Source organism: Mycobacterium sp. NGS22, assembly GCF_059813095.1.
On record NZ_JCALDY010000022.1, the window covers coordinates 46155 to 64303 of the forward strand.

Sequence of the window (18149 nt, forward strand, 5' to 3'; positions counted from 1 at the left end):
GGCGCGATGGTAACAAGCCTGTTGTCGCCGCACCCGGTCAATGCCCGGAGAAGTTCGGCGACCTCTTCTGGGCGAACGCCGACAACCCCTCCTTGGCGTCTTGGGAGCGCATGACCTCTCTGACGAAGCGTCGCTCGATGCGGCGAGCGTCTGCGTCGTCGAGCCATCCGCTGGCCAGGATCGACGCCTTAGCATTGCGGACGGCCAACGGACCATTGGCGGCGATCCGCGCGGCGATCCCGCGTGCCTTGGCCAGTGACTGCCCGGTGGGCACGACATGTCCGACGAGGCCGAAGTGATAAGCCTCCTCGGCAGTGAGGGGATCGCCGGTCAGGATCATCTCCATGGCTTTGGTGTAGGGGATCTGGCGCTTGAGTCGCACGGTGGATCCGGCGCCGGCGATCATCCCGAACTTGGCTTCCGGCAATCCGAAGACGGCCTGCTGCTCGGCGATCCGGATATCGGTCTGCTGCAACATTTCACACCCGCCGCCCAGGCACGGCCCGTTGACCGCCGCGATCAGCGGCTTGGCCAGCGACCGGCTGAGCAGCAGGCCCTCGCTGATGATCGTGCCGACATCCTTGGGCGGCGCCGAATCCGACGGCTTGGCCGCCTCGACCATCCACCCGTCGGCCAAATCGCCGCCTACACAATAGGAGTCGCCGGCCCCCGTCAGGATCGCCGCCCGGATCCCGTCGTCGGCGTCGATCTCGTCCCAGGCAGCCGCCATCAAGGTGAGCATCGACGGCGTGAGTGCGTTCTTGCGACGTGGATTGTTCATCGTGAGAATGACGACGTCACCGTCGCGCTGGTAGCTCAAATGAGGTTCGGTCATTCGTCCGCCTATCGTAAAAGTTTGTGCTGCAGTGCGATTGGTCGATTGCCGCGCGCAGATTCGACGGCGGGAGCGTCGTCGTCGGGCATCGGACAAGTATCGCCGACAGCCGGCAGAACGCCAGTGTGCTGCGCATCTCGAATCAACCCGCGCGCGGGTCGGGTGCGAGTCGCTACCATCTTGCTGTGCGTCGAGAAAATGCCCGGAAATCGGTTGATCTTGGCCTCGCGGTGCTCGCGACCGTGGCCGCCCTCCTGTCGGCCGGCGTGGTCTTGCCCATCGCCGCGCTGGTCGCGCCGCCGTCAGCGGCGGCCGCGAACTGTCCACAGATCGAGGTCGTCTTCGCCCGCGGCCGACTCGAGTCGCCGGGCACCGGCGTCCTGGGCAATGCGTTCATCAACGCGCTCAGCTCCAAGGTGGGCGGTCGCAGCATGGGCACTTACGCCGTGAAGTACCCGGCGGACACCGAGGTCGACGTCGGCGCCAACGACATGAGCCGGCACATCCAATACATGGTCAACAACTGCCCGAACACCCGGCTGGTGCTCGGCGGCTACTCGCTCGGTGCCGCGGTCACCGATGTGGTGCTCGCGGTTCCCATGAGCGCCTTCGGGTTCGACAGTCCCCTGCCGCCCGAGGCGGAGCAGCACATCGCCGCGGTGGCGTTGTTCGGCAACGGCAGCCAATGGGTCGGGCCCATCACCAACTTCAACCCGGTCTACAACGACCGGACCATCGAGCTCTGTCACGGCGCCGACCCGATCTGTAATCCGGCCGACCCGAACACGTGGAAGCAGAATTGGCCGGCGCACCTCGCAAGTGCCTATGTGGCCGACGGGATGGCCAACGAGGCGGCCGATTTCGTCGCGGGCAAGCTGTAGCCGCTACCGCCATCTGGGCCGGGGCCGCGCGGTACGGCCGCGCCTGCCGATAGCCGCGGGCAGTATGCGCCGGGCGCGCAGGCTCCGCCGCAGACGACGGGCCACTACCAGGACGATCAGGCTCCCCGCGGTTCTGCCCAGGGCCAGCCGGCTGGTGCGCTGCTGCCAGGACGGTGCTCTGTTCCTGGCCGGCGATCTCGCGCCGGCGTGCCGGCCGAACTGGTAGCCGGTGCACAACGCAGTCAGCAGCGCAAAGCCGATTACAAACGCCGCCATGCTCAACAGCGTGCTCGGTTGCGGTCGCGTCGAGGTCACATGCCAGATACACCTCGGCCAAAAAGTCGCGCTCGCGGTAATGGAATGCAACCTAAAATCAGTTTGAAAATAAGAGCCGAGACCGGCGAAGAGCCGGGCCGGCACAGGAAAGAGATAACCTCACCCTGAGTTCAACTATTGCCGGCGAGTCTCATATGTTCGTCGTGCGGAAATCTCTTCAGTTATCCGCGATAGCTGTGCTATAGGGCCGCGCGGTGCCGTTGCGGCCGTGGTGCGTCCGGCGGGACGGGTCGCCCGGCGCGTCCGCTGCGGCAGGCCCCTCCAATCGACGAGTCGGAGTCCTGGTGACGGCTGCACGGATCGGGTGTGGCCCTGTCGCAGACGGTCGCGTCGAACCTGGCATTCCGCGAAAGACGGTCACTGACAGGCTGATTCAGCGCGGCCGGGCGGGTGTCGTTTCGCGCGGCCGGCGTCTGGGCGGCGCATTCCAGGACAAACCGGACTGCGGGACTGTTGCGCCGCGCCGGGCCGCCGTTCTTTCCGCGCCGCATCCCGCGCTCGGCAACAGCGGCCTTAATTCTATGAAGTGCATGTGACTAAAAATCAGGGTGAATGTTGTGAAAACATCAAGATCAGCGTCCATTTATGGGACGGACACGTTGGGACGGTTCGGCACAGAGTCAATACCGTGTCGAAATAACAACGCAACACACAGACGTGTGCGTGTGCAATTTTCCCAATTCTTGTTGGAGGAAATCCTATGTCTTTCGTTCGCACATATCCAGAGCACTTGACGGCGGCCGCCAGCAACCTGCAGTCGCTGGGCGCGGCGCTGAACATCGGGACCGCGGCGGCCGCCGCCCCGACCACCGGCGTGGTTCCCGCGGCTGCCGACGAGGTGTCGATCCTGACCGCGGCGCAGTTCGCCACCCACGCGATCCGGTTCCAGGAACTGCACGCCCAGGCGGCCCGGATCCAGGCCACGTTGACGGCGACGCTTTCGGCCAGCGGCGGCTCGTACGCGGAGACCGAAGCTGCCAACGCCGCGGCAGCGGGCTAGTCAGCCTCGGACATCTAGGGAGTCATAGCAATGGTGGACTACGGATTGTTGCCGCCCGAGATCAATTCCGGGCGCATTTATGCAGGCCCGGGTGCGGGTTCGCTGGTGGCCGCGGCGGTCGCCTGGGGCAACCTGGCCGCTGACCTCGGCGAGGCCGCGGCCGGACACCGTTCGGTGATCGAGAGCCTGACCAGCGGCCCCTGGCTGGGACCGGCCTCAGCGCAGCTGGTTGCGGCTGTCTCGCCGTTCGTGACGTGGTTGAGCAGCAGCGCCGAACAGGCAGCCGAGGCCGCCAGTCAATCCGCCGCGGCAGCGGCCGCCTACGACGCGGCGTTCGCGGCCAGCGTCCCGCCGCCACTGATTGCGGGCAACCGGGCCCTGGTGCAGGAGCTGACCGCCACGAACCTGCTCGGCCAGAACAGCGCGGCCATCGCGCAGCTCGAGGCCCAGTACGCCGAGTTCTGGGCCCAGGACTCTGGCGCGATGTATGCCTATGCGGGTCGCGCGTCGTCGGCGACCCAGCTGTCCGAGCTGGCGGCGCCGGCCGAGGTGGCGGACCCCTACGGCCTGGTCGACCAGGCGCTGGCGGTGTTCAAGGCGGAGTACAACTCCGCGTACACCAACGTCAACCAGGTGCTGGCGCAGATCAACCCGAGGGTCGGCGATGTGCTGAAGACGCTGTCGACGCCGATCAACCAGCAGGCGATCGACGCGTTCCTGGTGCAGAACACGCCGCTGGACGACATCGTCGGGCTGTACAGCAAGTACATCGGGCCGTACGTGCAGGCGCTGCAATCCGGGATTCAGTCCACCCAGTCCTTCGGTCAGGTCACCAACGGTCTGGTGGCGGCAGCCAACTTCGCCAAGCCGGCCGCGTCCGCTGCCAAGGCCGCCGAAGGCGCGGCGTCGGCGGCCGGTGCTGCCGCCTCCAGCGCGGGCCAGGCCGCGGCCGGTGCAGGTCAGGCGGCAGCCGGTGCGGCGGCAACGCTCGGCAAGGCCATTCCGATCGGCGGCTTGTCGGCCCCGGCCAGCTGGGTCCCGTGGCAGTCCACCCTCAACCCCGGCGTCGCGTCGGCGATTCCGGCCGGCGTCGAGACCGCCAACAGCTTCCCGATGGCGCCGCCGTTCGGACAGTTCCTCAACGGTGGCTACGGCCGGAACCAGCCGACCTACGGATTCAAGCCGTCGGTCATGGCCAAGCCGCCGGCAGCCGGCTAGCGGTCGGATCTGGGGGACAAACCATGGTCGACTATGGCCTTTTGCCGCCCGAGATCAATTCGGGACGTATATACGCCGGACCGGGGTCGGGTCCGTTGCTGGCTGCCGCGGCGGCATGGAGCGGGGTGGCCGCGGACCTGCAGGCCGCCGCGTCCGGTCATCGGTCGGTCATCACCGAACTGACCAGTGGCCCGTGGCTGGGGCCCTCGTCTGCGGCGCTGCTCTCGGCGGTGACTCCGTTCATCGCCTGGCTGGACAGCGGTTCGGTGGAGGCTGAACAGACGGCGAGCCAAGCCTATGCGGCGGCGGCGGCATACGAGACGGCGTTCGCGGCGCACATCCCGCCGCCGGTGATCGCGGCCAACCGCGCCCTGCTCGCGGTGTTGGTTGCGACCAATTTCCTGGGTCAGAACACCCCGGCGATCGCAGCGACCGAGGCCGTGTACGCCGAGTTCTGGGCTCAGGACGCGGCCGCGATGTACACCTACGCGGGCAGTTCGGCGGCGGCGACGGAACTGACGGAGTTGCCGCAGCCGGCCGACGTGGCCGACCCACTGGCGGTGATCGACCAGACCCTCGCGGCATTCAAGTCACAGGTGACGTCGTTGCAGAACCAGCTCACCAGCGTGATGAACCCGATCAACACCAGGGTCGCCGACGTCCTCAAGACGCTGTCGTCGCCGATTAACCAGACGGCAATCGATCAGTGGTTGATCGCCAATACGCCGCTCGACGACCTGGTCCCCCTCTACAGCAAGTACATCCAACCGTATCTGCAGGCACTGCAGGGCGTGTTCCAGTCCGGGCAGGCTTTCGGGCAGGCGACCAGCGCCCCCATCGCGTTGAACACCTTCGCGAACAATCTGGCACCCGCGGCCAAGGCGGCCGCCGGTGCGGCTCAGGCCGCCGGGTCTGCGGCGGGCAACATCGGATCGAAGGTCGGCAGTGTGACCGCCGGTCTGGGCAGGTCGCTTCCGCTCGGCCGGCTGTCGGTGCCGGTGAGCTGGACCTCTGCGACCGGCTCGGCGACCCCGGCGGCGACCGCCGCCGGCAGCGCGGGCGCGGTCCCGGCCGCGGCGGAAGGTGCTGTCGTCGGAAACACGCCGGTGGCGCCGCCGTTCGGCCAGTTCATCAACGCCGGGAACGGTCGCAAGACGCCGTCCTACGGGCACCGTCTGACGTTCATGACCCGACCGCCGGCGGCCGGCTGAGCGGTTCGCGGATTTTCCCGAGGTTCGGCGCGGCTGCTATGGTGCGTTGCTTATGCGCGAAATAGATCGTCGCCGCATGCTTTTGATGACGGGGCTGATGACGGGGGCGGCCGCGCTGACCGCAGTCCCCTCCCCCAAGGTCTCGGCAGCGCCCAGCGGCGGCTCGGGGCCCTACATCTTCCACGACGAATTCGACGGACCGGCCGGCTCGGCGCCAGATCCGTCGAAGTGGACGGTGTCGAAGGCACGCGAGACCATGAAGGACCCGACCTATTGGGAGCAGCCCGAGCGTGTCGGGCAGTACCGCGACGACCGGCGCAACGTGTTCATCGACGGCAACTCCAACCTCGTCATCCGGGCTGCCAAGGACGGCGACACCTACTACGGCGGCAAGGTCTTCAGTCCGTGGCAGGGCGGCATCGGGCACACCTGGGAGGCCCGGATCAAGTTCGACTGCCTGACCGCCGGCGCTTGGCCCGCATTCTGGTTGTCCAGCGATGCTCAGGGTGAGATCGACATCGTCGAGTGGTACGGAAACGGCAAGTGGCCCTCGGCGACGACCGTGCACGCCAAGGCCAACGGCTCGGAGTGGCAGACGCACAACATCGCGGTCGACAGCGGGTGGCACACCTGGCGGGTCCAGTGGGACGACGCCGGCATGCGCTTCTGGCAGGACTATGCCGATGGTGCGGCGCCCTATTTCACCGTCGCCGCCCACTCGATGGCGGATTGGCCGTTCAACAATCCCGGATACCAGGTGTTCCCGATCCTCAACCTCGCGGTCGCGGGCTCCGGTGGCGGTGACCCGGGACCCGGGACCTATCCGGCGCAGATGCTCGTCGACTACGTGCGGGTCTGGTAGAGGAAATACTTCAGCAAACCCACGCCGGAATCCTCAGCGCGTTCAATACGACAAGTGTCGAATATGGGGGTCGAAAGCGAAAATCGTGCGAAATCGTCAGGCCGGAGCGTCGTCGGTACCGTAGCGCCGAGGCCTGTGGGTAACGCCCTGCACGTCGTGACCCATCGCGAGTGCGCGCTGCCTGCCGATATATGCCGGGTGGCGCCGCATAGCGGCTTCGAGTTGGCGTTCCCGGCGCTGAGCTGCCGTCCACAGCGGGTGCGATTGGAGGTCAATCACTTTGGCCTCGGCTGCCTTCGCCATGATTGTCAGCTCCTCTCCGATTAGCACGCATAAGCGAAAATCGGGTATTTTGTCGCCTGTTTCGCAAGGATGCCCAGCAAAGCTGTGACCTAACCGTGTCTGAAGATGAGAATTTGCCGTGAATTTGCAACTCGGCAGTTATCTGCATCACAGGAAGCGCTCCTCGGACCAACAGGTCGGGGTTCGGCCGTGACATGCAAAGCGTTATAACACTCACCGGTGACAACGTGGCGGAACGCGCATGGGTACCGTTCGGGGCATGGCCAACCGACGCTTTCTCCTGCACAAACGCCCCACCGGACGCATCGGAACGGACACCTTCGAACTCGACGAGCAACCCGTCCCCGACATCGGCCAGGGCGAGGCGCTGGTTCGGGTGGACTGGATCTCGCTGGACCCGACGAACCGCATGTGGATCACCGATGTGCCGACGTACCTGCCGCCCGTCGGCATCGGCGAGGTCATGCGGGCGGGCGGTATAGGCGAGGTCGTCGCCTCCAACAACCCGAACTACCCGGTGGGGCAGACCGTCCAGGGCCTGGTCGGCTGGCAGGAGTATGTGGTCGCGTCCGACACGATGCCGCTGATGCCGGTCCACGTTGCTGACGGCGTCTCTCCGAGCGCCTACATGGGCGCGCTGGGAATGACCGGGCTGACCGCCTGGATCGGTATCCGCGACATCGGCAAGCCGAAGCTGGGTGAGACGGTGGTGGTGTCCGCGGCTGCGGGCGCGGTCGGCTCGGTCGCCGGTCAGCTCGCCAAGGCAGACGGTGCCCGCGTCGTCGGAATAGCGGGTGGCCCGGAGAAGTGCGCGTTGCTGACCGAGCAACTCGGTTTCGACGCCGCAGTCGATTACAAGACGGACGACTGGTACGCGCAGCTGGCCTCGGCGACGCCCGACGGCATCGACGTCGACTTCGAGAACGTGGGCGGCCCCATCATGGACGCCGTCTTCGCGCGGCTGAATATCGGTGCGCGCGTTGCGCTTTGTGGTTTGATCTCGGGTTACAACGAGGCCGATCCGCCGCCCGGGCCACGCGCGTTCGGAAACCTGCTCATCCAGCGCGCGACCGTGCAGGGTTTCATCGTGCTGGACCATTTCGGCCGCGCTCCCGAAGCGATCAGCGAAATCGGCGGGTTGATCGCCGAGGGCAAGCTCACGCCGCTGGAAACCGTCGTCGAGGGCTTCGAGCAGTTGCCGACCGCGATCAACATGCTCTTCGACGGCCAGAACGTCGGCAAGCTGATGGTGAAGATCACCTAGTGGCATCGTCATGACACGCAGTGCCCCTGAAAAACCAAGGTGGACACCGTATTACGGGTTGAGGAGGTCGAGTCGGGCCGGCATGTGAGCTGCAGTCAGCGTGTAGCACGTAGCGTTGTCGCATGTTTCGCATGACCGTCCAGGACGTATTCGTCATCCGCGGTCGCGGCGTGGTGGCTACCGGAGAGGTGCAATACGGAGAGTTGAGCGTCGGAGATCGGGTGCGGATCAACGACGGTCCCGAGGTCCGGGTGGACGCTATCGAGACCTTCCGCAAGAAGGTGAAAACGGTCGGCGCCGGTGACAATGTCGGCCTGTTGTTGTCGACGCTGGCCAGTGATGACGTGGCGTCCGGCGACGTGATCACCGGTCTTGGCCGAGCAGACGCAAACGCCCCCTTTTTGTCGACGATTTAGGGGCTTTTGCGTCTGCTCGGCAGATTAAAGTCGTCCCATGCCGCAGGACGCCGGGTTGGACGGTGACCGGCACCTGCATCGCGACCTGTCCAATCGGCAGATTCAACTGATCGCGATCGGTGGCGCGATCGGCACCGGCCTGTTCATGGGATCCGGGCGGACGATCAGCCAGGCCGGGCCAGCGGTCGTGGTCATCTACGCGATCATCGGGTTCTTCGTCTTCTTCGTGCTGCGCGCGATGGGCGAACTGCTGCTGTCGAACCTGAACTACAAGTCGTTCGTCGACTTCTCGGCCGATCTGCTCGGACCCGCGGCCGGCTTTTTCGTCGGCTGGTCCTACTGGTTCGCCTGGGTGGTCACCGGGATCGCCGAAATCGTCGCGATAGTCGGCTATTCCAGATTTTGGTGGCCGGAGTTGCCGGCGTGGATACCGGCGCTGGTGACGGTAGCTCTGGTGCTGGTCTTCAACGTGTTCAGCGTGCGCAACTTCGGTGAGATCGAGTTCTGGTTCGCGTTGATCAAGATCGTCGCGATCCTGGGACTGATCGCGGTGGGCGTGGTGCTGGTGGCCACCGGGTTCGTCTCTCCCTACGGTGATCGCGCTGCGGTCGAAAACCTCTGGCAGGACGGCGGATTCTTCGCGACGGGATTCTTGGGCCTGGTCGGCGGGTTCCAGATCGCCTTCTTCGCTTTCGTCGGAGTGGAACTCGTCGGCACCGCGGCGGCCGAGACCGCCGAACCGCGCCGCACGCTCCCCCGCGCCATCAACGCCGTTCCGTTGCGGGTGGCGGTCTTCTACATCGCTGCGCTGCTGGCAATCTTGGTGGTCGTCCCGTGGCGGCATTTCGCCAGCGGCGAGTCGCCGTTCGTGACGATGTTCGCCTTGGCCGGTCTCGCGACTGCGGCGTCGACGGTGAATTTCGTCGTGATCACCTCGGCGGCCTCGTCGGCGAATTCCGGTGTGTTCTCCACGGGGAGAATGCTTTTCGGTTTGGCCGACGAAGGCAGCGCACCGTCGGTGTTTCGCCGGCTCAACCGTGCCGGCGTGCCGGCGCCCGCGGTGCTGTTGACCGCTCCGCTGCTGTTGACGTCGGTTCCGCTGCTGTATGCGGGTGGTTCGGTGATCGGTGTCTTCACCGTCATCACGACGGTCGCCTCGCTGCTGTTCATGTTCGTCTGGACCATGGTGGTGATCAGCTACCAGGTCTACCGGCGGCGTCATCCTCAGCGGCACGCCGAATCGAGCTACAAGATGCCCGGCGGGGTGGCGATGTGCTGGGCCGTGTTGGCCTTCTTTGTGTTCGTGGTCTGGACGCTCTCCACGGAGCGGGACACCGCCGTTGCTCTGGCCTGGTTCCCGGCCTGGTTCGTCGTGCTGGCTGCGGGCTGGCTGATCGTGCGCCGCCGGCCCGGTCGCGCCGAGCAGTACCGTGTGTTCCAGGCCGAGATGCGACAACCCGCCCCGTGACCCACCGACGTCGACCCGGCATGGCTACACAACCTGCGCGCGCACCCGGACGCGCACATCGAAATCGGTACCGACGCCTACGATGTGCGGGCCCGTGAGCTGCCTCGCGACGAACGCGACGCCGTCTACCCACGGATCGTCGAGCGGGCACCCGGGTTCGGGGGTTACCAGGACAAGACCGACCGGGTCATCCCGATCATCGAACTGCAGCGGATCTGATTCTTGGGATCGGTAGCGGTCCGGCGGCTCTGTACTTGGCGCAACGACGACGCCAACGAGGCGCCGCGCCACGAAAGGAAGACCGCCATGAACATCGTCCCCGCCGGCATCGAGCAGCACATCAACCGCGTCGACCGGCAGCGCAGCCTGTGGATCGGGATCAGCATGGCCGTGCTGGCCGCCGGTTCGTTCTTCCGGTTGCTCTGGATGCTCTACGTCTCGATGACATTCGGCTGGTTCGTCGGTCCGATGGCCTTCAACATCGTGGTGTCACTCGTCGTCGGCACGGTCGCCGCGGCCGGCGCGATCGGCTTTCTGAACCGCTACTTCAACGGCCCCGAATCCCATCGACTTTGACGCGCAACAGACGAATGGTCCCGGGCTTCGGCTCGGGACCATTGGTCGTCGGACCGTTCGACCCAGAGGTTAGGCTACCGTCGACAAGTCAAGAGCCTAGGGGCAGAAGATGATTCGTGAGGAGTGAGGCGTTGACCGGGACGGACAGTCGCATAGCGGTGGTAACCGGCGGAGCCTCGGGTATCGGGGAAGCCACCTGTCATGAACTGGCGCAACGCGGCCACAGCGTCGCCGTGCTCGATGTGAACGGCGCTGCCGCGCAGCGCGTCGCCGCCGACCTCGGCTCGAAGGGTGTGGCCGCGCTGGGTGTCCAGGTGGACGTCACCGACCGGGCCGGTGTGGAGAGCGTCTTCGCCCGGGTGCGCGCCGAACTGGGGCCGATCGGCATTCTGGTGACCAGCGCCGGCAAGGCAACCTTCTCGCCGTTCGCCGACATCACCGTCGAGTCGTGGGCCGAGATCATCGACATCAACCTGACCGGAACATTTCACTGCTGCCAGGTGGCGCTGCCGGACATGGTCGCCGCCAAGTGGGGCCGGATAGTGATGATCTCGTCGTCGAGCGCGCAACGCGGCAGCCCGTACATGGCGCACTATGCGGCGGCGAAGGGCGCGGTCATCACATTGACGAAGTCGCTGGCCAACGAGTATGCCGCGGTCGGCATCACCGTGAACAATGTGCCGCCGTCGAGTATCGACACGCCGATGTCGCGCCAGTCCCAGGCCGAGGGCAAACTCGGCTCACCCGAGCAGTTGGCCAAAATGATCCCGATGGGCCACATGGGTTCTCCGGAGGACATCGCCGCCGCCGTGGGTTTCCTGTGCTCAGAGGAAGCGGGATTCATCACCGGACAGGTGCTCGGTGTCAACGGCGGCGCGGTGATGTGATCTGCAGCCGGCGGTCGGGCCGTTTCCGGGATCGCTAGACCTGGACCAGGTCCGGGTGGAACTTGGCCGCCATCCGGCGTAACCCGTCGTGCCAGTCCACTGTGCTGCCGCCGCCGACGAGTTCGTGCAGTCGGGTCACATCGACGGGATTGCCGCGCAGCGCCTGGTCGCTTTCGCTGAACACCGGTTCCCGACCGATCAGCGTGCCCAGATAGCCGCACCATTCCTGGATGCTCACCATCTGGTCGCCGGCCCAGTTCACCGTCACGGCCGGAACCGAAGCCGCGGCAAGCAGTTTCGGGATGGTGGCGATGATGTCGTCCTGGTGGATCGGGTTGTAGAACGCCGCGCCGCCGGGTGGCACCGGGATCGGGATGCCGCCCAGGATCATCTCCATGTGGTAGAACGGCCAGCCGCCGTTGTCGCCGTAGGGGACGTTGAGTCGCGCGATCGTGGTGGGTACGCCGAGGATGCGCGCCGTGGTGCGGGCGACCGTCTCGCCGGCGATCTTGGAGATCGAGTAGGTGGGGAACAGCGGCTTGTGGTTGTCGCCCAAGGCGGCACGCTCGGTGCGCACTTCGTCGTCGGGCGGATCGTAGACGGCGGCAGATGAGCAGTGCAGGAACGCTTTTGCGTCGCGACAGTGCGCCATCAGCAGGCCGACCGATTCGGCGTTGGCGCCCAGGTCCTTGTCCCACCGGCCGCTCTTGGCCACCGCCAGGTTGAGCACGTAGTCGAAGTCGGCGGGCAGCGCGCTGAAGTCCCCGGCGGCCAGGTTGACCGTCTCGCACCGCACGCCTGCCTGCTCGAGACGGTTGCGCGCGGCCGCGTCGGTGAACCGGGCGATACCCCAGACCTCGTTGTCGGGCGCCAGGGCCAGGGCGACCGGAGTGGCGACCTGGCCGGTCACCCCGGTGATCAGGATCTTCGAGTCACGCATGGGCTGATGGTAGGTGACCTCGGTAGCCAGGACGCGTCCCCGGTGACTTTTGCGCATTCTGCTCAGCACCCGTGGTAGGGTCCCCCCATGCCCACCCGGGGGCGCATCGACCTGCGGCTCGCCAGCCGGGTACTGCTGCTGCAACTGGTGTTGGTCACGCTCACGCTGATCGTCGCCTTCGTGCTGTTCGCTCAGTTCAACCGGCACCGCCTGGATCTGCAATATGGCGTGCACGCAATGGATATCGCTCGCGTGGTGGCTTCATCCCCGACCGTGCTGACCAACATCCGGCGCTACGACGACACTCCGGTGACGACGGACCCCGCCAAGGTTGACGAGCTTGCGACCGGCCCGCTGCAGACCGTCGCTTCCCGCGTGGAGCAGCGCACCCACGTGTTGTTCGTCGTGATCACCAACGGCGACGGCATCAGGCTGGCCCACCCCCATCGCGACGAGCTTGGCCGCCGGGTCAGCACCGATCCCGGTCAGGCGCTGGCCGGACACGAAGAGGTGGTTCACGAATCGGGCACCCTGGGTCGCTCGATCGTCGCCAAAGTCCCTGTGTTGGAAGCGGGTACAAACCGGGTGCTGGGCATGGTCAGCGTCGGTGTCTCCACCAGGGCGTTCGACGAACAATTCTCCAAGAACCTGCGCGTGCTCGCTCCGCTCGGCGGCGCCGCCCTGCTGATCGGCGTGATCGGCTCGGTCGCGCTGGCGCGGCGGTGGCGGGGTTTGACGTTGGGATTGCGGCCCGCCGAGATGGCCGAGCTGGTGCGCACTCAGGCGGCGGTGCTGCACGGTATCGGCGAGGGGGTGCTGGCGACCGATCAGACCGGCACCATCACCTTCGTCAACGACGAGGCGTGCCGGTTGCTGCAGATCACCAACGAGCTCGGCCGCAATATCAGCGAAATCGGTTTGACACCAAGGGTTCTCGATGTCGTCGAGGCCGCGTCCGAACATACCCCGACCGCGCCGACACTGGCCACCGTCGGTCAGCGCATCGTCGTCGTCTCGGCGCGCAAGGTGCACCGCGACGGACGCGAGCTGGGCACCGTACTGGTGGTCCGCGACCGCACCGACGTCGAATCACTGACCCGCCAGCTCGACGCGGTGCAGGTGATGAGCACCGCGTTGCGCGCCCAGCGCCACGAATTCGCCAACCGGTTGCATCTGCTCAACGGGTTGCTGCACACCGGCCACGTCGAAGAGGGCTTGCAGTATCTGGAGGAACTGCTCGGGTCGGGCGCGTTGGGATCGGCGGTGCCCGGTATCGATTCCATCCGCGACACGCATCTGCAGGCATTCCTGGCGGCCAAGGCCGCCACCGCCCGCGAAGCCGGGGTGACGTTGGTGATCGGTGCCAACACCTGGGTGTCGGGCCGGCTCGAATTGCCGGTGGATGTCACCACCGTGGTGGGCAACCTGGTCGACAACGCGATCGACGCCGCCCGGACCAGTGACAACCCGGTCAAAGAGGTGGAAGTCGAACTGCTGCAAGAGGGTTCGACGCTGCACGTGACGGTGGCCGACAGCGGTGACGGTGTCGCGGCCGACTTCGTCGAGGAACTGTTCACCGAGGGCACCTCGACGAAGCCGGATTCGGGGATACCGGGCGGGCGCGGTATCGGACTGGCGTTGTCGCGTCAGATCAGTCGTGCCCTGGGCGGTGATCTTCGGCTGTCCAGTCCGGGCAATCCGGCTGCAGGACAAGGGCTCCGAGGCGCGGAGTTCATTGCCCGGCTGCCGGGTGTGATGACCGAGGAGGAGCAGTGGGCGGCGCAGACCTGACCGTGCTGGTGGTAGACGACGATTTCCGGGTCGCCAACATGCACGCCGGAATCGTCGACGCGATGCCAGGATTCGCCGTAGCCGCCCGCGTCAACACGCTCGCCGCGGCACGCGAGGCCCCGGCCGTCGACCTGGCACTGGTCGACGTGTACCTGCCCGACGGGTCCGGCGTCGACTTCGTGCGCGAACTGCGCGGGGACGCCATGATTTTGACGGCGGCCACCGAGGCCGAAACCGTCCGCGCGGCGCTGGCCGCGGGCGCGGTGAGCTATCTGGTCAAGCCGTTCGCCACCACCGAACTGGCTGCCCGGCTGGCCGGTTACGCCCGCTACCGGAAGATCCTGTCCGGTCCCAACCTCGCCGCCGGCGACGTGGATGCCGCACTGGACGCGCTGCGGCCCAGGGTCACTGCCGCGCAGCCATCCACCTCCGTGGCCTCCCCCACCAAAAAGCTTGTGCTGCAAGCCCTGCGGTCCACGACAGCGCCGATGTCCGCCGCCGAGATGTCCGCGGCGATCGGCATCTCGCGAGCCACCGCGCAGCGGTATCTGGCATCGCTGGCCACGACCGGCGAGGTCAGCGTCGGGCTGCGCTACGGGACCACCGGACGTCCCGAACAAGAATTCAGGGCGGTCGACTCTGCTAATCGCCGGCCCAGGGATAGGACATCGGGATAACCAGAGAATCGGCGGCCAGCTGGTCGACATCGGTATAGGTCTGCGCGATCTGAGTGAATGCCGCACCGGCCCGGATGAGCTCCTGCTGGGCCGCCCTGTTCAGGTCCAGCATCGCGGCGGCTTCGGCATGAAACGCCAGCACCGCCTGCGCCGACACCTCGTCGGCGCCGGCCGGCGCGAGACCGGTCACCGACATCGACGCCTGGTCGCCGGCCTGTAGGGAACTGATACCGATCTGGACGACCTGCGCGCCGATATCCCCGACGATCGGATGAAATGTCATGGTCTGCATTGGTGTACTCCTCGTTGTTGCGCCCCCGCAGTGCGAAACCGGTGACACCGCCATCGGCGGGTGCTTGTTCGTTTCGCGTCGCACCTGCTGCTCGTGAAGTCGAAGCTAGGGCGGCGGCACAAAGCTGTCGCGGTTGTGGGCGATAGTCGGAGTAAGCGACGATTACCTGGTTTTGCGCATTGTGCTCATGGACCGGAAAACGTGCATTCGGGCCGGTCCGGGCGGCTTAGAATTGACGTGTTGTCCAGCACGGTCGAGTGATGATGGGTGACCCGCGCACAGAGCACAGGAGCAGCACGCAGATGGCAATGGATTCCATGTCCCACAACCCGGCTGCCGGTGACATCGGCTCGCAGTTGGTCGACATCGGCAGCCAGGGCATCAACGCGGGCTCCACCGCGGCGATGTCGGTGTTGAGCGGGTTGGTGCCCGCCGGCGGCGAAGAGGTCTCGATGCAGGCGGTGCTTGCGTTCGCCCAGGAGGCCGCCACCATGTTGGCGTCCAACGCGGCGGCCCAAGAGGAGCTGATGCGGACCGGCACCGCGTTGACCGACATCGCGCGCATGTACGGAGAATCCGACGACATCGCCGCGGGCGCTTTGGCATTCAGTTCCAGCCCCATGTCCAGGTTGGCCTCGATGGCCGGATCGGGCGGCGGCGGACTGTCCAGCGCGGCGGCGGTGCAGACCCAATTGGGCGCCGCCGCAACCACTCCGGTGGTAGCCGGCTTGGCTCAAGAGTCCGCGATGACGTCAGCGGCGGCCGGCGCGGGGACGTCGGCAATGAGCGGCGCCGCCCCGTTGGGCAGCGGGATGGGCGCGGGCACCCCGGCCACGGGCTCCTCCAAGCCGGGACTGGCGTCGGCAACCGAACCGGCCGACGAGTCGGACGAAAGTCGGCGCGACGGTGACGACGACCGAGCCGACGGTCAGCGCCTGATCTGACGGACTCGCTCGCGCGTCGGGTCTGCATCAGGCCACGCACTCTTACGCTAGCGCTGACACCCGATCGTGAAGGAGCGACGTTGTGACCGACGAACCTGACATGGCCTCGATCCTGCGGCAGATGAAGGTGCCCGAACGGATGGCGGGCAGTCAGGCCTTGCGCAACTTTTTGCTCGTCTACGTCGACGACGAAGAATCGATCGAGAACAACCCGGAACGGCTCAAGCAGTTGAACGGGTTGATGATCCTGTCCCAGCTCGAGGTCATCAATGCCCTCGGGAGCATGGAGGAAGCTGCCAAGAGCCAGGCGCAGCAGCCGCCGCGCAAGCGTAGGTGGTTCTGACTCGCCGTACGGTGAGGTGTGCGCTGGATTATCGACGGCATGAATGTGATCGGAAGCCGCCCCGACGGATGGTGGCGGGACCGTCAGCGTGCCATGACGACGTTGGTGCAGCGGCTTGACCGTTGGGCAGCAACCGACGATCGGGTGACCGTGGTGTTCGAGCGTCCGCCGGCGTCACCCATCGCCGCGTCGGTTATCGAGGTGACGCATGCACCCAGAGCGGCCGCGAACTCCGCCGACGACGAGATCGTGCGACTGGTGCAAGCCGCCGATCTGTCGGGTGAGATCCAAGTGGTGACCTCGGACAAGGTGCTTGCCGAGCGGGTCCGCAGCCTGGGCGCGTCGGTGTACCGTGCGGAACGATTCCGTGACCTGATCGACCCTCGCGACGCCAAATCCGGAGTACGACATGCCGATTGACCAAAACCGAGTCTGTGCGCTCGCGCGGATCGAGATCCCGATCATTCAGGCGCCGATGACCTACATCGCGGGCGCGCAACTGGCGGCCGCGGTATCCAACGCCGGCGGGCTCGGCATCATCGAGACCACTTCGGAGCAGGGCCGTGCCGATCTGCGCCGCGTACGCGACCTCACCGACCGGCCCGTCGGAGCCAACATCGCGCTGCTGTTCAACCGTGACCCGGCGATGGTGGATTTGTTGGTGGCCAACGGCGTTCGGTTCGTGACGACCTCGGCCGGAGATCCGGGGCTGTTCACCGCACGCCTGCACGATGCGGGCATCACCGTCTTCCACGTCGTCGGTACCTTGTCGGCGGCCAGGAAGGCCGTCGATGCCGGCGTGGACGGCCTGGTGGTCGAGGGTGTCGAGGGCGGCGGGTTCAAGAACCGGTTCGGCGCTTCGACGATGGTGCTGTTGCCGTTGATCGCGGCCCACGTCGACGTCCCGATCGTCGCCGCCGGCGGCATCTGCGACGCCCGCTCCATGGCCGCGGCGCTCGTCCTCGGCGCCGAGGGCGTGCAGATGGGCACGCGACTGCTCGCCTCGGCGGACTCCCCGGTCCACGGCAATCTCAAGCAGGCGGTGGTGAGTGCGGACGAGACGGGCACCGTCTTACTGCCGTTGGACGGCCGGCGGATGATGCGGGTGATCCGCACACCGGCCGCGGAAAAGCTGGATGCGACAGCTTCGGTGGAAGCGGGCGGCGCCGCGCTGCAACGGGTCCAGCGGCTCTACTTCGACGGCGACATGGACGCCAGCGTCGCCAACACCGGTCAGGTGGCCGGGCGTATCGAGGATCTGCCGCCGGCGGCTGACATCATCGCCGGCATGTGGGCCGGGTGCCGGGAGGTGCTGGCTGCGACGGCCCGTCGTCTCGGCCAAGCCTCGCGTACATAACCGCACTGCGGATATCGGATCTCATCCCCGATGGCTATGAGCGCCGTTCGAAAAATTCGACAAGCGGGCAGCGACAATCCGTCAATTCATGCATTGTCAAATTTGTTGACACGACGTTCCGATACAAGACCAGAACAGTCAAAGGCTCCGTCTTGCAATAGATTCCACCGATCAGATCGATTGCTCGTGGACACGCATCCTACAAATGCCCGGATACCGAATTGGCTGTCCAAGAACTCCCCATTAATTCTCAACGGGCTATTCCCGATAACGTGTCGCAGCGCTAATATCCCACAAATCACGATCGCGGACTCAGGGAGCGCGCATGACCGACGAACACCGAATCCTGGCGGTTCGCGTGGTACTGGGCCTGGTGATGACCGCGGTCGCCGCGACCATGCTCGCGGGGTGCCCGGCCGGTACCAATCCGCCGCTCCAGCCGCGTGCCGCGGTGATGACAACGCACACCACCCCCTGACGCCCGTCCGCGGCGTGCACGTACGCATGCCGACACCAGGTCAATTGGCGATTTCGCTGATGATTTGAGC

Annotated in this window: 22 protein-coding genes and 1 pseudogene; 18 read left to right on the forward strand and 5 right to left on the reverse strand. The window is 66.1% G+C overall.

Translation table 11 applies throughout. The features are described from left to right. Positions 1-37 precede the first annotated feature (37 nt). Entirely contained in the window at positions 38-835 is a 798-nt protein-coding gene (locus AC5Y47_RS19410) for an enoyl-CoA hydratase-related protein (RefSeq protein ID WP_499945881.1), read from the reverse strand. Positions 836-1077: 242 nt separating this feature from the next. On the opposite strand from AC5Y47_RS19410, the gene AC5Y47_RS19415 reads away from it, so the two are divergent. Next, a complete protein-coding gene (locus AC5Y47_RS19415; RefSeq protein ID WP_499945882.1) occupies positions 1078-1716 on the forward strand; it encodes a cutinase family protein in 639 nt (212 codons plus the stop codon). 3 nt (positions 1717-1719) lie between these two features. On the opposite strand, the gene AC5Y47_RS19420 is transcribed toward AC5Y47_RS19415, so the two are convergent. Beyond that, positions 1720-1992, reverse strand: a complete 273-nt coding sequence (locus AC5Y47_RS19420; RefSeq protein ID WP_499945883.1) for a hypothetical protein — start codon at positions 1990-1992, stop codon at positions 1720-1722. Positions 1993-2752: 760 nt separating this feature from the next. Here AC5Y47_RS19420 and AC5Y47_RS19425 point away from each other — a divergent pair. From AC5Y47_RS19425 to AC5Y47_RS19440, 4 genes are read left to right on the forward strand one after another with little or no spacing between them, the layout of a single operon-like run. Next, positions 2753-3052, forward strand: a complete 300-nt coding sequence (locus AC5Y47_RS19425; RefSeq protein ID WP_499945884.1) for a PE family protein — start codon at positions 2753-2755, stop codon at positions 3050-3052. A 30-nt stretch (positions 3053-3082) separates the two neighbouring features. Further along, a complete protein-coding gene (locus tag AC5Y47_RS19430; RefSeq protein ID WP_499945885.1) occupies positions 3083-4270 on the forward strand; it encodes a PPE family protein in 1188 nt (395 codons plus the stop codon). 23 nt (positions 4271-4293) lie between these two features. Next, the gene (locus tag AC5Y47_RS19435; RefSeq protein ID WP_499945886.1) at positions 4294-5481 is read left to right on the forward strand and encodes a PPE family protein; all 1188 of its coding nucleotides are present in this window, start codon (positions 4294-4296) and stop codon (positions 5479-5481) included. Positions 5482-5533: 52 nt separating this feature from the next. After that, on the forward strand, positions 5534-6343 hold the full coding sequence (locus AC5Y47_RS19440; protein ID WP_499945887.1) for a glycoside hydrolase family 16 protein: 810 nt from the start codon (positions 5534-5536) through the stop codon (positions 6341-6343). 96 nt (positions 6344-6439) lie between these two features. Here AC5Y47_RS19440 and AC5Y47_RS19445 read toward each other — a convergent pair whose 3' ends face one another. After that, a complete protein-coding gene (locus tag AC5Y47_RS19445) occupies positions 6440-6646 on the reverse strand; it encodes a hypothetical protein (protein WP_499945888.1) in 207 nt (68 codons plus the stop codon). A 259-nt stretch (positions 6647-6905) separates the two neighbouring features. Between AC5Y47_RS19445 and AC5Y47_RS19450 the strand changes: the two genes are divergently transcribed. The 6 genes and pseudogenes from AC5Y47_RS19450 (at position 6906) to AC5Y47_RS19475 (ending at position 11257) form a co-directional block, all read left to right on the forward strand. Further along, on the forward strand, positions 6906-7910 hold the full coding sequence (locus AC5Y47_RS19450; RefSeq protein WP_499945889.1) for an NADP-dependent oxidoreductase: 1005 nt from the start codon (positions 6906-6908) through the stop codon (positions 7908-7910). A gap of 122 nt (positions 7911-8032) precedes the next feature. Beyond that, on the forward strand, positions 8033-8326 hold the full coding sequence (locus AC5Y47_RS19455) for an EF-Tu/IF-2/RF-3 family GTPase (protein ID WP_499945890.1): 294 nt from the start codon (positions 8033-8035) through the stop codon (positions 8324-8326). 37 nt (positions 8327-8363) lie between these two features. Further along, positions 8364-9794: an amino acid permease gene (locus tag AC5Y47_RS19460; RefSeq protein ID WP_499945891.1), complete on the forward strand. Its 1431-nt coding sequence runs from the start codon at positions 8364-8366 to the stop codon at positions 9792-9794. 12 nt (positions 9795-9806) lie between these two features. Further along, positions 9807-10013: pseudogene (locus AC5Y47_RS19465) on the forward strand (nitroreductase/quinone reductase family protein); the annotation flags it as partial. 87 nt (positions 10014-10100) lie between these two features. Continuing rightward, complete coding sequence (locus AC5Y47_RS19470) at positions 10101-10370, forward strand: hypothetical protein (RefSeq protein ID WP_499945892.1); 270 nt, start codon at positions 10101-10103, stop codon at positions 10368-10370. 131 nt (positions 10371-10501) lie between these two features. Next, the gene (locus AC5Y47_RS19475) at positions 10502-11257 is read left to right on the forward strand and encodes an SDR family NAD(P)-dependent oxidoreductase (protein ID WP_499945893.1); all 756 of its coding nucleotides are present in this window, start codon (positions 10502-10504) and stop codon (positions 11255-11257) included. Positions 11258-11291: 34 nt separating this feature from the next. Here AC5Y47_RS19475 and AC5Y47_RS19480 read toward each other — a convergent pair whose 3' ends face one another. Next, positions 11292-12197: an NAD-dependent epimerase/dehydratase family protein gene (locus AC5Y47_RS19480; RefSeq protein WP_499945894.1), complete on the reverse strand. Its 906-nt coding sequence runs from the start codon at positions 12195-12197 to the stop codon at positions 11292-11294. A gap of 87 nt (positions 12198-12284) precedes the next feature. Between AC5Y47_RS19480 and AC5Y47_RS19485 the strand changes: the two genes are divergently transcribed. Beyond that, complete coding sequence (locus tag AC5Y47_RS19485) at positions 12285-13988, forward strand: sensor histidine kinase (RefSeq protein WP_499945895.1); 1704 nt, start codon at positions 12285-12287, stop codon at positions 13986-13988. Further along, on the forward strand, positions 13970-14665 hold the full coding sequence (locus tag AC5Y47_RS19490; protein WP_499945896.1) for a response regulator: 696 nt from the start codon (positions 13970-13972) through the stop codon (positions 14663-14665). Before AC5Y47_RS19485 ends, AC5Y47_RS19490 begins: the two co-directional genes overlap by 19 nt. Here the strand turns inward: AC5Y47_RS19490 and AC5Y47_RS19495 are convergent. Beyond that, entirely contained in the window at positions 14631-14957 is a 327-nt protein-coding gene (locus tag AC5Y47_RS19495) for a PE family protein (RefSeq protein ID WP_499945897.1), read from the reverse strand. The two genes, AC5Y47_RS19490 and AC5Y47_RS19495, sit on opposite strands and share 35 nt — an antisense overlap. Positions 14958-15265: 308 nt before the next feature. Between AC5Y47_RS19495 and AC5Y47_RS19500 the strand changes: the two genes are divergently transcribed. The 5 genes from AC5Y47_RS19500 to AC5Y47_RS19520 all read left to right on the forward strand — a co-directional run bounded on the left by AC5Y47_RS19500 (position 15266) and on the right by AC5Y47_RS19520 (position 18079). Beyond that, entirely contained in the window at positions 15266-15901 is a 636-nt protein-coding gene (locus AC5Y47_RS19500; protein ID WP_499945898.1) for a PE family protein, read from the forward strand. Positions 15902-15983: 82 nt separating this feature from the next. Then, complete coding sequence (locus AC5Y47_RS19505) at positions 15984-16244, forward strand: hypothetical protein (RefSeq protein WP_499945899.1); 261 nt, start codon at positions 15984-15986, stop codon at positions 16242-16244. Between the two features lie 18 nt (positions 16245-16262). Beyond that, positions 16263-16664, forward strand: a complete 402-nt coding sequence (locus AC5Y47_RS19510) for an NYN domain-containing protein (protein WP_499945900.1) — start codon at positions 16263-16265, stop codon at positions 16662-16664. After that, positions 16654-17601 carry an NAD(P)H-dependent flavin oxidoreductase gene (locus AC5Y47_RS19515; protein WP_499945901.1) on the forward strand — a complete coding sequence of 316 codons (948 nt, stop codon included), beginning with the start codon at positions 16654-16656 and terminating at the stop codon, positions 17599-17601. The genes AC5Y47_RS19510 and AC5Y47_RS19515 overlap by 11 nt, the downstream gene beginning before the upstream one ends. A gap of 325 nt (positions 17602-17926) precedes the next feature. After that, complete coding sequence (locus tag AC5Y47_RS19520; protein ID WP_499945902.1) at positions 17927-18079, forward strand: hypothetical protein; 153 nt, start codon at positions 17927-17929, stop codon at positions 18077-18079. The last annotated feature ends 70 nt before the right edge of the window (positions 18080-18149 follow it).

Bases quoted from the DNA above. Each gene is read 5' to 3' on its own strand.
- AC5Y47_RS19410 (WP_499945881.1), bottom strand. From the start codon at position 835: ATGACCGAACCTCATTTGAGCTACCAGCGCGACGGTGACGTCGTCATT.
- AC5Y47_RS19420 (WP_499945883.1), bottom strand. From the start codon at position 1,992: ATGGCGGCGTTTGTAATCGGCTTTGCGCTGCTGACTGCGTTGTGCACC.
- AC5Y47_RS19425 (WP_499945884.1), top strand. From the start codon at position 2,753: ATGTCTTTCGTTCGCACATATCCAGAGCACTTGACGGCGGCCGCCAGC.
- AC5Y47_RS19430 (WP_499945885.1), top strand. From the start codon at position 3,083: ATGGTGGACTACGGATTGTTGCCGCCCGAGATCAATTCCGGGCGCATT.
- AC5Y47_RS19435 (WP_499945886.1), top strand. From the start codon at position 4,294: ATGGTCGACTATGGCCTTTTGCCGCCCGAGATCAATTCGGGACGTATA.
- AC5Y47_RS19440 (WP_499945887.1), top strand. From the start codon at position 5,534: ATGCGCGAAATAGATCGTCGCCGCATGCTTTTGATGACGGGGCTGATG.
- AC5Y47_RS19445 (WP_499945888.1), bottom strand. From the start codon at position 6,646: ATGGCGAAGGCAGCCGAGGCCAAAGTGATTGACCTCCAATCGCACCCG.
- AC5Y47_RS19450 (WP_499945889.1), top strand. From the start codon at position 6,906: ATGGCCAACCGACGCTTTCTCCTGCACAAACGCCCCACCGGACGCATC.
- AC5Y47_RS19455 (WP_499945890.1), top strand. From the start codon at position 8,033: ATGTTTCGCATGACCGTCCAGGACGTATTCGTCATCCGCGGTCGCGGC.
- AC5Y47_RS19460 (WP_499945891.1), top strand. From the start codon at position 8,364: ATGCCGCAGGACGCCGGGTTGGACGGTGACCGGCACCTGCATCGCGAC.
- AC5Y47_RS19470 (WP_499945892.1), top strand. From the start codon at position 10,101: ATGAACATCGTCCCCGCCGGCATCGAGCAGCACATCAACCGCGTCGAC.
- AC5Y47_RS19480 (WP_499945894.1), bottom strand. From the start codon at position 12,197: ATGCGTGACTCGAAGATCCTGATCACCGGGGTGACCGGCCAGGTCGCC.
- AC5Y47_RS19485 (WP_499945895.1), top strand. From the start codon at position 12,285: ATGCCCACCCGGGGGCGCATCGACCTGCGGCTCGCCAGCCGGGTACTG.
- AC5Y47_RS19495 (WP_499945897.1), bottom strand. From the start codon at position 14,957: ATGCAGACCATGACATTTCATCCGATCGTCGGGGATATCGGCGCGCAG.
- AC5Y47_RS19500 (WP_499945898.1), top strand. From the start codon at position 15,266: ATGGATTCCATGTCCCACAACCCGGCTGCCGGTGACATCGGCTCGCAG.
- AC5Y47_RS19515 (WP_499945901.1), top strand. From the start codon at position 16,654: ATGCCGATTGACCAAAACCGAGTCTGTGCGCTCGCGCGGATCGAGATC.
- AC5Y47_RS19520 (WP_499945902.1), top strand. From the start codon at position 17,927: ATGACCGACGAACACCGAATCCTGGCGGTTCGCGTGGTACTGGGCCTG.